Source organism: Natrialba swarupiae (genome assembly GCF_008245225.1).
Lineage (GTDB): Archaea > Halobacteriota > Halobacteria > Halobacteriales > Natrialbaceae > Natrarchaeobius > Natrarchaeobius swarupiae.
Genome location: NZ_VTAW01000021.1, coordinates 21,911 through 36,060, shown reverse-complemented (window position 1 = coordinate 36,060; position 14,150 = coordinate 21,911). Strand labels below are relative to the sequence as shown.

15 protein-coding genes are annotated in these 14,150 nt (G+C 65.9%); 9 read left to right on the top strand and 6 right to left on the bottom strand.

Annotated elements, in window-relative coordinates; all coding sequences use genetic code 11:
* Nucleotides 1-13: 13 nt before the first annotated feature.
* The 3 genes from FYC77_RS14870 (at nucleotide 14) to FYC77_RS14860 (ending at nucleotide 4,966) form a co-directional block, all read left to right on the top strand.
* A complete protein-coding gene (locus tag FYC77_RS14870) occupies nucleotides 14-2,917 on the top strand; it encodes a DUF1508 domain-containing protein (protein WP_149082285.1) in 2,904 nt (967 codons plus the stop codon).
* 130 nt (nucleotides 2,918-3,047) lie between these two features.
* Nucleotides 3,048-3,824 (top strand): 4-phosphopantoate--beta-alanine ligase, encoded by a 777-nt coding sequence (locus tag FYC77_RS14865; protein WP_149082284.1) that lies wholly within the window; start codon nucleotides 3,048-3,050, stop codon nucleotides 3,822-3,824.
* A 152-nt stretch (nucleotides 3,825-3,976) separates the two neighbouring features.
* Nucleotides 3,977-4,966, top strand: a complete 990-nt coding sequence (locus tag FYC77_RS14860) for a linear amide C-N hydrolase (RefSeq protein ID WP_149082283.1) — start codon at nucleotides 3,977-3,979, stop codon at nucleotides 4,964-4,966.
* Between the two features lie 37 nt (nucleotides 4,967-5,003).
* On the opposite strand, the gene FYC77_RS14855 is transcribed toward FYC77_RS14860, so the two are convergent.
* The gene (locus FYC77_RS14855) at nucleotides 5,004-5,657 is read right to left on the bottom strand and encodes a hypothetical protein (protein WP_149082282.1); all 654 of its coding nucleotides are present in this window, start codon (nucleotides 5,655-5,657) and stop codon (nucleotides 5,004-5,006) included.
* 131 nt (nucleotides 5,658-5,788) lie between these two features.
* On the opposite strand from FYC77_RS14855, the gene FYC77_RS14850 reads away from it, so the two are divergent.
* From FYC77_RS14850 to FYC77_RS14835, 4 genes are all read left to right on the top strand, one after another.
* Entirely contained in the window at nucleotides 5,789-6,076 is a 288-nt protein-coding gene (locus FYC77_RS14850; protein ID WP_149082281.1) for a HalOD1 output domain-containing protein, read from the top strand.
* A 113-nt stretch (nucleotides 6,077-6,189) separates the two neighbouring features.
* Nucleotides 6,190-6,372, top strand: coding sequence for a hypothetical protein (locus tag FYC77_RS14845; RefSeq protein WP_149082280.1), 183 nt, complete (start codon nucleotides 6,190-6,192; stop codon nucleotides 6,370-6,372).
* 144 nt (nucleotides 6,373-6,516) lie between these two features.
* Nucleotides 6,517-7,497 carry a tyrosine--tRNA ligase gene (locus FYC77_RS14840; protein ID WP_149082279.1) on the top strand — a complete coding sequence of 327 codons (981 nt, stop codon included), beginning with the start codon at nucleotides 6,517-6,519 and terminating at the stop codon, nucleotides 7,495-7,497.
* A 44-nt stretch (nucleotides 7,498-7,541) separates the two neighbouring features.
* On the top strand, nucleotides 7,542-8,480 hold the full coding sequence (locus FYC77_RS14835; protein ID WP_149082278.1) for a biotin--[acetyl-CoA-carboxylase] ligase: 939 nt from the start codon (nucleotides 7,542-7,544) through the stop codon (nucleotides 8,478-8,480).
* 41 nt (nucleotides 8,481-8,521) lie between these two features.
* Here the strand turns inward: FYC77_RS14835 and FYC77_RS14830 are convergent, their stop codons facing one another.
* Nucleotides 8,522-9,004, bottom strand: coding sequence for a universal stress protein (locus FYC77_RS14830; RefSeq protein WP_149082277.1), 483 nt, complete (start codon nucleotides 9,002-9,004; stop codon nucleotides 8,522-8,524).
* A gap of 82 nt (nucleotides 9,005-9,086) precedes the next feature.
* Nucleotides 9,087-10,115 (bottom strand): amidohydrolase family protein, encoded by a 1,029-nt coding sequence (locus tag FYC77_RS14825; protein ID WP_149082276.1) that lies wholly within the window; start codon nucleotides 10,113-10,115, stop codon nucleotides 9,087-9,089.
* Between the two features lie 144 nt (nucleotides 10,116-10,259).
* Between FYC77_RS14825 and hisH the strand changes: the two genes are divergently transcribed.
* Together hisH and FYC77_RS14815 are read left to right on the top strand one after the other, a co-directional pair.
* Nucleotides 10,260-10,922 carry an imidazole glycerol phosphate synthase subunit HisH gene (hisH, locus tag FYC77_RS14820; protein WP_149082275.1) on the top strand — a complete coding sequence of 221 codons (663 nt, stop codon included), beginning with the start codon at nucleotides 10,260-10,262 and terminating at the stop codon, nucleotides 10,920-10,922.
* 96 nt (nucleotides 10,923-11,018) lie between these two features.
* Nucleotides 11,019-11,426, top strand: a complete 408-nt coding sequence (locus FYC77_RS14815; protein WP_149082274.1) for a hypothetical protein — start codon at nucleotides 11,019-11,021, stop codon at nucleotides 11,424-11,426.
* A gap of 73 nt (nucleotides 11,427-11,499) precedes the next feature.
* Here the strand turns inward: FYC77_RS14815 and FYC77_RS14810 are convergent, their stop codons facing one another.
* The 3 genes from FYC77_RS14810 to FYC77_RS14800 form a co-directional block, all read right to left on the bottom strand.
* The gene (locus FYC77_RS14810; protein WP_149082273.1) at nucleotides 11,500-11,856 is read right to left on the bottom strand and encodes a hypothetical protein; all 357 of its coding nucleotides are present in this window, start codon (nucleotides 11,854-11,856) and stop codon (nucleotides 11,500-11,502) included.
* Between the two features lie 124 nt (nucleotides 11,857-11,980).
* Entirely contained in the window at nucleotides 11,981-13,333 is a 1,353-nt protein-coding gene (locus FYC77_RS14805) for a hypothetical protein (RefSeq protein WP_149082272.1), read from the bottom strand.
* The gene (locus FYC77_RS14800; protein ID WP_149082271.1) at nucleotides 13,330-14,037 is read right to left on the bottom strand and encodes a hypothetical protein; all 708 of its coding nucleotides are present in this window, start codon (nucleotides 14,035-14,037) and stop codon (nucleotides 13,330-13,332) included. The genes FYC77_RS14805 and FYC77_RS14800 overlap by 4 nt, the downstream gene beginning before the upstream one ends.
* Nucleotides 14,038-14,150: the final 113 nt, after the last annotated feature.

Genomic DNA, 14,150 nt, shown 5'->3' with positions numbered 1-14,150 from the left:
CCTTAAGTTTGCGATGACATCTCGACTGAAAATACACCAGAACCTGTTTCGACTCTACGAACACTACGTCGGCGAACCGGACTCGAGTTCGGACGTCTACGGCTACTGGCTGTTCATTCTCGGCTACTTGGTTGCCGCCGCAGGCGTCCTCGTCTTCGTCGTCAGTTACGCAGGCGACACCGGTTCGTACTACCTAATCAGAATATCGACAGTTATCGCCGGAACCGGTGGCTCCATCGGGTTGTTCGGGCTCGTACTCATGTTACCGGTCCGCAAGCGAGCCATCCAGGCGAGCGTGGTCGGCCTGGTAATCGCTCTCGCCGGGGTCGTGTTCTCCGCGGCGGCGTATCCGTATCACTGGCGCGGACACGGCATGGATCTGACCGTCGAAGGGATCGTGATCACGTCCATCGGCGTCGGAACGCTCGGCGGCGTTGCCCTTCTCGTCCCCGTCGTCACCGGTCAGCGGGGGATGTTCGTCGAGGAGGAAGGACAGACCGAAGATCCGCCGATTCTGACGGGTGACACCCTCGAGGGTGCCCAGTTCGCCGTCTTCCGAGACGAGGAGGGCGACTGGAGGTGGCACGTCCTCCACCTCGAGGCGCTCGCGGGGAGCGTCGAGAGCGCCGTCACCCGCCCGGAGGCAACCGAGGGGATCGAACGCGTCAAGTCCCAGATCAGCTCCGCGGGGCTGATGGAGCTTACGACCTCGGCGTTTCGCCTCTACGAGGATCGCGACGGCACCTGGCAGTGGACGCTCGCCCGCGAGGACGGGAGCGTCGTCGGCACCTGTTCACGCGAGTTCGATCAGCGCGACGACGCCGAGGAGTCGGTGAGCTTCCTCAAAGATCGCGGACCAGACGCGGACGTCATCGAAATCGAGGGTGCGGCGTTCACCTACGTCGAGGAACGTGACCGGTGGTACTGGCGGCTCATCGACGACGAGCGGACGCCGCTCGCGACGGGTGAGACGGGCCACCGAAGCCAGGAACGCGCCGAGGACGCCGCCCGGACGTTCGCACAGCGGTTCGAACGCGCCCGCGTTCTCGACGTCGACGGCGTCGGAGCCGAACTCTACGAACGAAACGACACGTGGAGTTGGCGGCTCGTCGACAGCGAGGACGACGTACTCGCAACCGCCTCCAAGGAGTTCGACGCCCGACGCGACGCGGAGGCGGCCGTCGAGGCGCTTCTGCCGGAGTTTGGTTCGGCCTCGATCACCGTCGCGGGCGAGCCGAAACACGAACTGTACCAGACGGGCGAACAGTGGCAGTTCAGGCTCGTCGACGAGACCGAACGCGTCGTCGCCCGGAACCCCGATGCACTCGAGGAGTACACCGAGGCGAAGCGGCGAACCGAACAGTTCACCGACGGGGCATACGTTGCGGATGTCGTCCAGATCGAGGACGCGGAGTACGAGGTCTATCCTGCCGACGGCGGTCAGGAGTTGACCTACGACGAGACCGACGATCTCCCGGCGACGACGGACGGGAAGGAAGCGACCGCGGACGGCGGCGTGGTCGTCGAGGAGGGCGACGACGAGGAGAAACCGGAGTGGAACTGGCGGCTCGTCACCGACGATCGGGAGGTCGTCGCCGCGAGCAACGAACCGCACACGGATCCCGAGACGGCCGCGACGGCGATCGAGCGCGTCCGCCAGCAGGCGAGCGAGGCCGATCTCATCGAGTTCGAGAACGCGGCGTTTCAGGTGTACGAAGCCGACTCCGGCGAGTGGCGCTGGCGGCTCATCGACGAGGACGGGACGGTTCTCGCCGACAGCGGCACCGAACACACCACCCGAACCGAGGCCTCACAGGCGATGATGACGCTCAAAGAGCAGGCGCCGGAGGCCGAACTGCTCGAGATCGAGACCGCCGCCTTCGAACTGTTCGTCGACGACAACGACGAGTGGGGGTGGCGACTTATCGACGAGGCCGGAAAGCTCGTCGCTGAGGATCCGGCGACCCACCCGACCCGCGAGGCGGCCCGTGCCGCGATGGATCGGCTACTCGAGCATCTCGACTCGGCGGTCAGGACGATGGACGCGCCGATCTTCCAGCCGTACGTCGACGAGGATTGGCACTGGCGATTCGTCCTGCCCGACGGCGAGATCATCGCCGTCGACGCCGAGGCGTATCCGACTCGCGACGACCTCGCCGACCAGTTGGGCGACGTCCGCGAGGCCGCCGCATCGGCGAAGCAGTACATGATCGGCGAGGTCACCGCCCAGCTGTACGGCACCGACGAGTGGCGGTTCCGACTGCTCGATCGCGACCGCGAGACGATCGCCGACTCGAGTGACTCGTACGCAGACCGCGAGGCCACGCGGGAGGCGGTCACGACGATCACGGACCACGCCGAGGACGCGCCGGTGTTCACGATCGAGGACGCGGTGATCAGACTCGAGAGCGCCGACGACTGGACGTGGACGCTCGTCGACCGCGAGCGCGAGGCGATCGGCCGGGCCGCCGAACCCGTCGCAAGTAAGGCCGACCTGACATCGCAGGTCGAGACGGTCCGACAGCTGGCCCCGCGGGCCGGACGGGTCGACTTCGACGTCGCCTCGTTCGAACTCGTCGCCGGCGAGGACGACCGCTGGCACTGGCGGCTCATCGACGAGAACGGCCGATCGGTTGCGAGTGGCTCCGAGACGTACGCGACGCCCGAGGCGGCCCGCGAAGCGGTCGGCGACGTTCGCGGCCTGATCGAGGCCGCGAGTATCCTCGAGATCGACAGCGTCTCCTTCGAGCTGCACGCGGCCGAGGACGACGACGGCTGGCTCTGGCATCTGATCGACGAACACGGGACGACGATGGCCGAGAGCAGCCAGGTCTACGAGAACCGGACCGACGCCCGCGAGGCGATGAACAGCGTGAAAGCGCAGGCACCGGACGGCTGGATCACGTTTACCGACTGATTCGGACGGACTGCTGTAACCGTTTGCCGCCGCACCCGGTACCGGTCTTCGGATGTGGCGATAACGATTACAGTAAACCGTATCAGAACGGATCGGTCTGCTTTTTATCGCCGCCCGCCAGTCGTCTCTCGTGAGCGACTACGACACCGTCTCCGCCGAGGTCGAACACGAAGAGGAGATTCCGGAGGACCACCCCAGATACCAGGACCTGCTCACCCGCCACCGGATCGAGAATGGCGTCGAGAAGGGGATCACCCACCTCCAGGGGATGCACGCCGAAGGCCGGGGTAGTGCCTTCGACTACCTGCTCGGCGAGGAGACGATTCCGAGCGCCGACGAGGCCGAACGCGTCGCCGCCGCCCACTTGTTGCTCGCAGACCAACCCGTCCTCTCGATCAACGGCAACGTCGCTGCGCTCGTTCCCAGCGAGATGGTCGACCTCGCCGACGCCACGGGGGCCGACCTCGAGGTCAACCTCTTCAACCGCACCCCCGAGCGCATCGAGGCCATCGCTTCCCACCTGCGCGAGCACGGCGCCGAGGACGTAAAGGGTCTCGAGGCGGACGCCCGCATTCCGCGACTCGACCACCAGCGCGCGAAGGTCGACGCCGACGGCATCTACGACGCGGACGTCGTGGTCGTCCCGCTCGAGGACGGCGACCGCGCCGAAGCGTTAGAGGAGATGGGCAAGACCGAGATCGTGATCGACCTCAACCCCCTCTCACGGTCGCCCCAGGTCGCCGACGTCCCGGTCGTCGACAACATCATCCGCGCGGTGCCGAACATGACCGACCACGCGCGGGATCTGGCGGACGCCAGCGAGGCGGAACTCGAGGAAATCGTCGAGGCGTTCGAACGGGAACGGGCGCTCGAGGCGGCCGAAGAACGGATTCGAAACGGGCTGTGAGCGTTCGTCCGTCGGGGACGTCACTCGTCGCGAGGAATCTCTCGCCGTTCGTGTGAAACGTTTATCACGTCGATCGGTGTCCGAACAGTGGATATGCTCCGAGTGGTCACACGCTCGAGAACGACAGCCGCACTCGAGGAGGCCGACGACTGATGTGTACGCGATTGGTCTACGTTGGCGACGGCGACCGCGTGCTCACCGGTCGGTCGATGGACTGGAAAGAAGACATCGGGACGAACATCTGGGCGTTGCCACGCGGGATCGAACGCGACGGGGCGGCCGGGCCGAACTCCGTCTCCTGGACGGCCGAGTACGGGAGCGTCGTCTCGAGCGCCTACGACGTCGCCACGACCGACGGGATGAACGAGGCCGGTCTGGTCGCGAACCTGCTGTGGCTCTCCGAATCCGAGTATCCCGACTGGAACGGCGACGAACCCGCGATGTCGATCTCGCTGTGGGCCCAGTACGTCCTCGACAACTTCGCGACCGTGGCCGAGGCGGTCGAACACATTCGCGAGGAGGAGTTCGTCGTCGTCACCGACCACGTGCCCGGCCAGGATCGCCTGGCGACGCTTCACCTCTCCCTGTCGGACGCAAGCGGCGACAGCGCGGTCCTCGAGTACGTCGACGGCGAACTCGTGATCCACCACGACCGCGAGTATCGGGTGATGACCAACTCGCCGACGTTCGAGAAACAACTCGCCTTGGCCGAGTACTGGGCGGAGGTCGGCGGGACGGTCATGTTACCCGGGACGAACCGGCCGGCCGACCGGTTCGTACGGGCCCGTTTCTACGTCGACGCGATTCCGCGAACCGAGGATCGCCGGACGGCGACCGCCGGCGTCTTCAGCGTCGTCCGGAACGTCTCGGTTCCGTACGGGATCAGTACGCCCGACGAGCCACACATCTCCTCGACGCGCTGGCGGACGGTCGCGGACCACGACGACCTCGTCTACTACTTCGAGTCGGCGCTGATGCCCAACGCGTTCTGGGTGGAACTCGAGGAGATCGACTTCTCGACGGGCGCGGACACCCAGCAACTCGAGCTCGGTCCCGACCAGTCCACCACGTACGCCGGCGACGTCTCGGATCAGTTAGTTGCCTCGGAGCCGTTCTCGTTTCTCGAGGCGGCCGCTGACTAACGCGCCGTCGACTGTCACCGGCGTGGACTGACCGTCCTCAGTCCCAGTCTGCGATCCGCGGCGACACCGCGTCTCGCTCGCCGTCGCGGTCGATCTCGAGGTCACCCTCGCCGTCGACGAACGGCACCCTCGAGCGAACGGTGCCGAACGCTTCCTCGAGTCGGTAGTACGACAGCGAGAGGTACTCGCTCGCCCGCCTCGAGAGGGAGTCGTCGACCTCGTAGTCGATTCCCGTTCCCTCGAGGTGCTCGCCCTCGTACGCCGTGAGCCACCGTCGAGCCAGTTCGACGCCTTTCTCGGCGTCGTAACCGCGGGCGACGTAGTGTTTGTAGGGGTGGCGGATCCACGAACACTCCCAGTGCGCGTAGACGTCGACCCCCGTTGCGTCCTCGAGATCGTGGAGGACGACGTGAAGCTGGTGGGAGGCAAGCGGTGACGGCCGCCACACCCACGATCCCTCGGAGGTGTTGCCGTCCATCCGAACCTTCAGTGAGGCGATCGGGTTGCGCGAGAAGCCGAGTTCCTCGAGGATCGCCTCGATCGTCTCCTCCGAGCAGTGTGCGGTGAGCGCGTACTCCTCGGCGGTCGTGTGGCTGATCGCGTAGCCGTCGAAACTCCCCTCGAGCAGGTAGTGAACCTGCGGGAGGAAGCTCCGACGTACGGCGTTGACGACGTCCTCGGTGTACCCCATCGGTCGAACACGATACGGGATCTCGACGGATGAACGTTGGGCAGGCAGTGGACGGATCAGGGATTGTCACCTCGGGCCTGCAGAAGCCGGTGCAACCGTTAGGAAACCGGAACGTGTACGCCGCTCTATCGATGAGTGACGGAATCGATCCCACAGACGGATCCGTCGTCGCACGACAGACTCTGGACGACAGTCGAGACGCACCCGCGACTCAGATCGTCGAAACGATCGCCACGCTCGAAGGCGTCGATCCGACGGAGTTATCGCCCGTCTACGGCTGCGCCGACGATCTCGTCACCGATCTCCTCTCGTCGCCGCCGTCTTCCGAAGCCGACGCCACTCTCGAGTTCACGTACCAGGGATACCGGGTTCACGTTCGACAGGACGGGGTCGCAGTAATTTCGCATCCGATGGAGTGACGGCGTCGCAGCGACCGGGACGACGGTGATTCTCTCACGAATGGAGGCGGTCTCAGACGAACCGCTCATCACGAGCCAAACGGTTATTTTCTCGAGGTTCGAATCGGGGAACGATGCCACGACTCGAGCCACCGTGTCTGCGATCGGAACACCCCTCAGAGGGCGCAGCGAGGGGCGCGAAACTTGGCGGCAAGGTGGGCGGCGTCGCCGGACCGGCGACGGGGGCGGTCGGCGCCGGCGTCGGCGCGGCGACCGGCTACCTCGCTGGAACGGCTCGCGACCGCCTGCCGTTTTGAGACGGTCCGCTGTCAGTTCCACTGCGACCGCAGGACGGTTGCGGTCCCACCGGTACATCGGGACAGCAATCCGTACGAGGCAATCGGGACGGTCGCACAGTTCACAAAGTCATAAATCCGTCCGCTGATTCCACTCGGGTACCGATGGATACCTACGAGCTGATCACGCGAAACGCCGAGGAGGTCGTCACCGACGAGGAGGTGCGCGAACTCGCCGACGATCCGGCGGGCAAACGCGTCTACGTCGGCTACGAACCCTCCGGCGTGCTCCACCTCGGCCACCTGCTGACCGCGAACAAGCTCATCGATCTCCAGGAGGCGGGGATGGAGGTCGTCGTGTTACTCGCGGACGTCCACGCCTACTTAAACGGCAAGGGAACGTTCGAGGAGATCCGCGACACCGCCGAGCGGATGAAAGCCCAGTTCGTCGCCTACGGTCTCGACGAATCGAACACGGAGTTCGTCTACGGCTCCGAGTTCCAACTCGACGAGGAGTACACGCTCGATCTGCACGAACTGGAACTCGCGACGACGCTCAACCGCGCCCAGCGCGCGATGGCCGAAATCGCGGGCGGCGAGACCGCGAAGGTGAGCCACGTCGTCTACCCGCTGATGCAGACGCTGGACATCGAGTACCTCGATCTCGACCTCGCGGTCGGGGGCTTAGACCAGCGCAAGGTCCACATGCTCGCCCGCGAGGAACTCCCGGAACTCGGATACGACGTACGACCGGCGCTTCACACCCCCATCGTCGCCGACCTCGAAAGCGGCGAAGGCAAGATGTCCTCGAGCGAGGGCGTCACCATCTCGATGGAGGACTCGACCGAAGACGTAGCGGAGAAGGTCAACTCCGCGTTCTGCCCACCCACACGCGATCCCGAGGGCGACCTCGAGAACCCCGTCCTCGAGCTGTTCGAGTACCACGTCTTCCCACGGTTCGACGAGATCATCGTCGAGCGTCCCGAGAAGTACGGCGGCGACCTCACCTACGAGGAGTACGAGGCTCTCGCCGCGGATCTCGAGTCCGGCGAACTCCACCCCGCCGACGCGAAGGGAACGCTCGCGAGCTACCTCGACGAACTGATCGCGCCGGGACGCGAGAAGCTGCGCGAACTGCGCTCCTGACGGATCCTCCCGATTGAAGTGCGAGCGCCGCCCTCTCGAGACGTATGAACGAGACGCGACGCGCAATTCTCGAACGGATCGCCGACGGGCCGGTGTCGGGACCGGACCTCGCGGCGAAGTTCGAGATCTCTCGGGCAGCCGTCTGGAAGCACATCGAGGGGCTTCGGGACGCCGAGTTCGAGATCGAGAGCGGACCGGACGGCTACGAACTGGTGTCGGCCGATGCCTACACCGGACCAGCCGTCGAGTACGGACTCGAGGCTCCGTTTACCGTCGAGTATCACGACGCCGTCGCGAGCACGAACGAACTCGCACGGGAACGGGCCGTCGACGGCGCGGCGAACGTCGCCGTCCTCGCGGACGAACAGACCGGCGGCCGCGGACGACTCGAGCGCGAGTGGAACTCCCCGCCTGGCGGCGTCTGGGTAAGTATCGTCACTCGGCCGTCGATCGCACCGGCACAGGCCCCCCTCTATACGCTCGCCGCGGCCGTGGCGACGGCACGAGTCGCTCGAGAGGCGGGCGTCGACGCACGGATCAAGTGGCCCAACGATGTAGTGATCCCGGACGGCGACGACGGCGACTACCGGAAACTGGCTGGTGTTCTCACGGAGATGGAAGGCGAGACGGACCGGATCGAGTGGCTCGTCGTCGGCATCGGTGTCAACGCGAACCTGGACGCCGGCGACCTCCCAGAGGGTGCGACCAGCGTCCGCGAGGAGGCAAGCGACGTCGACCGGCGTCGGTTCGTCCAGCGGTTACTCGAGGAGTTCGACCGGCTCCGCGAGGATCTCGAGCGGATCGTCCCCGCCTGGCGAGAGCTCACGCTCACGATCGGTCAGCGGGTCCGGGTCGACCGAGCCGCCGGCGAAGTGGTCGGCGAGGCCGTCGACGTCACCGACACGGGTGCGCTCGTCGTCGAGACCGACGACGAGCGGGTGACGGTCTCGGCGGGGGACTGCGAACATCTCCGGCCGGTTTGATACGGACTGCTGTACCTCTCACTGACTGCTGTCCGATAGCATCACTCCACGGCGACCGGAGATCGATCGGTGCCCTCCCGTTCCTCGACGGTCTTTGGGTTCACGTTGACGGTCAGGACGGGGACGCATGCACTTCTGACGACGCGTTCGGTCACGCTCCCAAGCAAGAGTCTGTCGATGCCGCCCCGACCGTGGGTTCCCATCACGACCAGGTCGCAGGTATCCGGCGTCGCCTGGTCGATGATGACGCGGCTCGGAGAGCCCTCGAGAACGGCCGTCTCGACCCGAACACCGTCGGGTGCGAGATCTTCGACGCGTTCGACTGCTGTCTGCCCCTCCGCGCGGAGCGCGTCGCTGATCCCCTCCCACGCGGTCTCCATCGGCAGCCCGCCGTAGCCGGCCGCGTTCACGACGTAGACCGCTCGGATCGCCGCGTCGTGGAGCTCAGCGAGCTCGAAGGCGTACTCGAGCGCGTGCTCGACCTCCGACGATCCGTCGGTCGGGACGAGGATGCAGTCGTACATCGTGATATGTGTTCTCATAACACGCACAACTATAATAAGGTTATCGTGCGCGGGACGACTCATCAGACAGCGATGGTCGTCGTCACGCCGACGGCGAGAGGACGACGTTCGCCACGTCGTCGACGCCCGCCCGACGAACGACGGCCCGAACCGGATCCCGGACGCCAGCGAGATTGGCGGAGTCGCCGTCGAGGACGAGCATGCGCGCCTCGTACCCCGCCTCGAGCAGACCGTACTCGAGGCCGGCGATCTCGGCACCGTTGATCGTGGCCATCCGGAGGATTTCGGGGGCGGATAGCTCGGATATCTTCGAGAGTACCGCCATCTCACGGAACATCGACGGCGAGTTCAACATCACGTTGTCCGTCCCGAGCGCGAGCGTCGTTCGCTCGGCGAGTTCGGAATACGGCGAGAGGCCAACGTCTGTGACGAGATTCGAGCGCGGACAGACGACCACGGGCACCTGCTGGTCGGCGATCCGCTCGAGGTGGTCCGACTCGGGGTGAACGACGTGGACGAGAAACTCCGGCTCGAGGTCGAGTGCCGGATCGATGTCGGTCGCATCTACCTCGCCCGCGTGGATGCCGAACGGTTTCTCCGCCCCGCGGGTCGCCTCCCGTTCGCGGTCGAACGTCGCGTCGTTCGCGCCGCTCGCGCCAAAGCCGTCGCCCGCCTCCATCGCCTCGATCGAGCCGCGGGCGAACGCGAGCGCGTCGATCTCGAGGCCCTCGCCCGCCTCCCGGAGCATCTCGACGCCCGGAACGTCGCCCTCGCGGAAGTCCATGTGAGCCGCAGTTCCGCTCCGCTGCATGAATCGCAGTGACGTCCGCATCGCGTCGACGAGTTCCGCGCGGTCGGCCTCCCGGAGCAGCCGATGTTTCAGCCCGTCGGGTGGCGCGACCAGTTCCTCGAGCGTGAGCCCTCGACCGGCCTCCTTCGCGATGGAGTCGCCGATGTGCGTGTGGGCGTTGACGAACGCCGGCACGATAATGTTCGAACTCTCGACCGACTCCTCCTCGATCGCCTCGATTCTGCCGTCGTCGCCGACGACGATCCGGCCTTCGACGGCGTCGAACTCCCGCCCCCGAAGGATCGTTCCGGTCAGTTCCATACCAGTGGGTTCGTGGACGTCCCCTTCAACCGTTCGGCGTCGCTCGAGGAGATCCCGACGACACCCCATCGTCCGCGGGAGACCACAGGTGGCCGTCGTTGCGCGAAGGGCAACGCACTTGACCGCACCGCGTCGAGTACTGGTATGAGCATCACCACGTCAGACAGCGAGGACGCCCTCGCCTCCGTGGTCGTCGTCGACTACGGGCTCGGGAACCTCAGAAGCGTCACTCGCGGGCTCGAGCGCGCGGGCGCGAACGTCGAGATCACCGACGATCCGGACGCGTTTGCTGACGCCGACGGGGTCGTTCTCCCCGGCGTCGGCGCGTTCCGCGAGGGCATCGAGAACGCAGATCACGTCCGCCAGGACCTCCTCGAGGTCGCCGAGAGTGGAACACCGCTGTTCGGTATCTGTCTCGGGATGCAGATGCTGCTGACGACGAGCGAAGAGGGCGACAACGAGGGCGAGTCGGCCGTACAGGGCCTCGACCTGATCTCCGGCACGAACGTGCGGTTCGCGGAGGGCCAGAAGGTTCCACACATGGGCTGGAACCAGCTTTCCGTGGAGCGCGAACACCCGCTGGTCGAGGGAATCGACGGGGAGTACGCCTACTTCGTCCACTCCTACTACGCGGTTCCCGACGACGGGGCCGCGGCGGTGACCACGACCGACTACGAACGCGAGTTCGCCTCGATCGTCGCGAACGAGGACGGAACCGTCTTCGGAACCCAGTTCCACCCCGAGAAAAGCGGCGAAACCGGGCTACAAATCCTGCGAAACTTCGTCGAGATCTGCGCAAACGCGTAGTTCTCCCGACGCCGGTCGCCCTCGAGCCGACAGCAGCCAGCCATCGAAGGGTGACCGAAGCCAACAGTTATTGATCGGCCGAGAGAACGCCGACGTATGTCCCGACGACAGCGACGAATCAGCCTCCTCGTCGGCGTGCTGTTTCTGGTCGTCTTCGCCTGGTCGTTCCTGGCCAGCCTCGAGGTGATCCTCGAGGAGCTTACATCTCCGACGGGTGTGGCCCTCGTCGTCGGCGGTCTCGCGATGGCACTCGGCGGACTCGCGTTCGTCATCGGTGGCCTCACGGAACGGGTGTCGGTCGGCGGAATCGTCCTCGAGTGGTGGCAGTTCCAGAGCCTCGGGTTCGTCTGTCTCGGCCTCTACATGGCAGTTTCCGGGCTAGCACAGCCGTCGCTGTCGCTGTTCGGAATCGCAGTCCTCCTCGCGGGAGTCTCCTTCCTGGGGTTCGGTGTCTACCGTCTCCACGCCGGCCCGCCGACGAGCGACGCCGAACTGCCGGTTTGAGCTCGCAGCGACGTCGAGACCTGCTCGAGCACCGCGAGTGATCGAGTGTGGCGACGGACGGAGTACGGTCGACTCACAACAGTTCGCGGACGTCCGAATACCACATGTCGTGGTAGTCGACGTGACCAACTCGGCGGGCGATCGCCACCGCCAGCGCGTGCCAACACAGTTCGGTCGGATCGTCGGGATCGAGATTGTACTCGCTGTCCTTGCAGGTACAGCCGCCGTCCTCGACGATGTACTCGTCGTCGTAGCCGACGACGATCGTAAAGTCGCGGTAGGATTTCACCCGGCCTTCGCCGACGGCCTCGATCGCGCGAACCCCGCGATCACCGTGAACCGTCGAGATACACTCGACGATCTCCGGCGTCAACTCGCCGGCTTCCTCGAGGTCGGCCTGCCAACGCTCGACGGGGTTCGCGTTCGACACGTCCGTGACTGTGTGCCGAACTGTAAAATCGGTTCGGTTGTCGTCACCGCAATCCAGCGATAGTCGAGGGGCTGATCGCAACGGCTCGAGACGACAATCCGGCGAACGCGTTCCACCGGGGCCGTCACGGAAGTTGTGAAACGAACCAGTCGGTCGTCTCGGGCACCGTTTGCGCCCGCGCGGCTGCGAGCGAATACTCCGCAACGGCGGCTACTGCGGCACGATCAGACCGGTGGGAAACGTCTTGTTCCAGCCGCCGATCGCCACTCCGTACCCCCGTTACCGCGCTGTCGAGTTCGTACTCGAGGAGGTATCGATGGGGCGACTCCGCTCGCGCGGACTCGATCTCTTCGATCGCTGCCGCCCGCGCCTCCTCGACGTCGTCCACGTCCGACGGCCTGTCGAGCGCGTCCGTCCACTCCGGCGACTGGAGCGCCTCGAGCGCACGGAACGTATTTTCGACGCTGTAGAGACCGAGGAGTGCGCTCGCGGGCCGACCGTCGGCGAGGGACTCCTCGGCGCGGTCGATCCCCCCTCGAAGTTGCCAGACCGCATCGTCGCCGATTCGCTTCCGGGGCGTCCCGTCGACCGGTTCGTCGAACACCGATTCGGCCGCTTCCCTGCGGTCCTCGGGTATCTCCTCGAGCCGTTCGCCGACGTCTGTGAGAAGCGCGCTCGCGGTGGTCTCGAACGCGTCGTCGAACGTCCGGTCTCCCACCTCCGCCTGGCGCTCGAGGAGGTACGTCGCCTCCTCGACCGAGACGGCAGCCCACTCGGTCCGGTAAGCCAACTCGCCGACAGCTTCGACCGTCGACCGGCCCGGTGTCGGTCGGCGGGCGTTCTCGAGAAACCGTCCGGCGGCGTCGAGCCGGCGTTCGATCCGTTCGAAGACGATGGCAACGTGGGCCGAATCGTCCCCAACTCGCGTCAGCTCCGCGTCGACGGTCGACAGTTCCGCCTCGAGATCCGCGAGTCCGGTCTCGACGTTCTCGGGGGTTCGATCGGCGGTCGCGGCAGCGTATGCGCCCTCAGCTCGCGCGGCGTCGCGGCGACACCCCCGGAGCGTCGACAGGCGCGCGAGGTTTGTCGGCCGGTCCGCGAGCGCCTCGAGTCGTTCTACGGCGGATTCCCGTTCTCGCTCGACGTATCGCCGGACGGCTTCATTCGGAATCTCGGCCTCGAGCGAGGATGGAATCTCGGAGAGCAGCGATTCGGCGCGGTCGACCCACTCTTCGACGAACGCGTCGGCGATCTGGACGGGGAGCTCCTCGTGGTCGGCCGGGCGATCGATCTCGGCGATCGCCGTCAGTTCCTCCTCGTTGGCGTCGACCGGCGGCGGACCGTCGGGACCGTCGGACAGGACGGAGAGACAGCCGGCCGATACCGCGCTCGCGAGCGCGGTGCCCGTCGCGCCTCCGACGGTCCGGAGAAATCGCCGACGCGACCGGTGTCGGTCGTGAAATCGGTCCGTCGTCATCGACGATCACCGTCCTCGACGTCGGGATGATCCGGCGGCAACCGACAGTTGGAGCGCCACCCACCGCCGAATCTGCTCGGGCGCGAGTCGTAGGCGATCGGGATCTCGATCATCGTGACCTGTATCCGTCGGTCGTCGACCGAACACTCGACGTCCGGATCGCGCTTCGCCTGACAAAACTGGACGCGAACCCCGTCGCCGTTCCGGTGTTCGACGTACTGGAGGGCGTTCCGGTAACAGGCGGAGACCTCCTCCTGAACGAGCAATCCGGTGGACTCCTCGTAGTCGATACCGCGGAGGAACGAAAGCGGATCGTCGGGGCCGCCACCCGGTTCGTTGGACGCGTTCTCGTCCGGCTCGCTCGAGCCGTTGGCGTTCGTCTCGCTCGAGGCGTTGCCGCCCCTCTCGATCGAGACACTTCCGTCGATCTCGAGCGGTTCGGCCCGGACGTCGAGCGCGTCGACGTCTGCCTCGTCGAGGACGTACGGTAACCGCGAGGACGAGCCGTCCTCGTAGGCGACGACGTCCTCGTCGGTCGGTTCGAACCCCACCGTCTGGACGTCGACGCCGTCGATCACGTCGATTTCCTCGTCGGGTTCGTCAGCGGAGGGGGGATCCGACCGATCGCGCTCGGAACAGCCCGCGAGGACGGCGAGCGTCCCGGCCGCAAGCTGGAGGGTACGGCGGCGAGTGCGGGAGGGCATACCGATTATTCCGAACAGATACGGTAAGTATCTTGTTCTGTTGCACCGGCGCGGGGGACCGGCTCGCTATCTCGAGCGACAGTCCGAGATCACGTCGTTTTTCGCCCTCGCCC

Bases quoted from the DNA above. Each gene is read 5' to 3' on its own strand.
- FYC77_RS14870 (WP_149082285.1), top strand. From the start codon at position 14: ATGACATCTCGACTGAAAATACACCAGAACCTGTTTCGACTCTACGAA.
- FYC77_RS14860 (WP_149082283.1), top strand. From the start codon at position 3,977: ATGTGTACGCGATTGGTCTACGTTGGCGACGGCGACCGCGTGCTCACC.
- FYC77_RS14855 (WP_149082282.1), bottom strand. From the start codon at position 5,657: ATGGGGTACACCGAGGACGTCGTCAACGCCGTACGTCGGAGCTTCCTC.
- FYC77_RS14850 (WP_149082281.1), top strand. From the start codon at position 5,789: ATGAGTGACGGAATCGATCCCACAGACGGATCCGTCGTCGCACGACAG.
- FYC77_RS14845 (WP_149082280.1), top strand. From the start codon at position 6,190: ATGCCACGACTCGAGCCACCGTGTCTGCGATCGGAACACCCCTCAGAG.
- FYC77_RS14840 (WP_149082279.1), top strand. From the start codon at position 6,517: ATGGATACCTACGAGCTGATCACGCGAAACGCCGAGGAGGTCGTCACC.
- FYC77_RS14835 (WP_149082278.1), top strand. From the start codon at position 7,542: ATGAACGAGACGCGACGCGCAATTCTCGAACGGATCGCCGACGGGCCG.
- FYC77_RS14830 (WP_149082277.1), bottom strand. From the start codon at position 9,004: ATGTACGACTGCATCCTCGTCCCGACCGACGGATCGTCGGAGGTCGAG.
- FYC77_RS14825 (WP_149082276.1), bottom strand. From the start codon at position 10,115: ATGGAACTGACCGGAACGATCCTTCGGGGGCGGGAGTTCGACGCCGTC.
- hisH (WP_149082275.1), top strand. From the start codon at position 10,260: ATGAGCATCACCACGTCAGACAGCGAGGACGCCCTCGCCTCCGTGGTC.
- FYC77_RS14815 (WP_149082274.1), top strand. From the start codon at position 11,019: ATGTCCCGACGACAGCGACGAATCAGCCTCCTCGTCGGCGTGCTGTTT.
- FYC77_RS14805 (WP_149082272.1), bottom strand. From the start codon at position 13,333: ATGACGACGGACCGATTTCACGACCGACACCGGTCGCGTCGGCGATTT.
- FYC77_RS14800 (WP_149082271.1), bottom strand. From the start codon at position 14,037: ATGCCCTCCCGCACTCGCCGCCGTACCCTCCAGCTTGCGGCCGGGACG.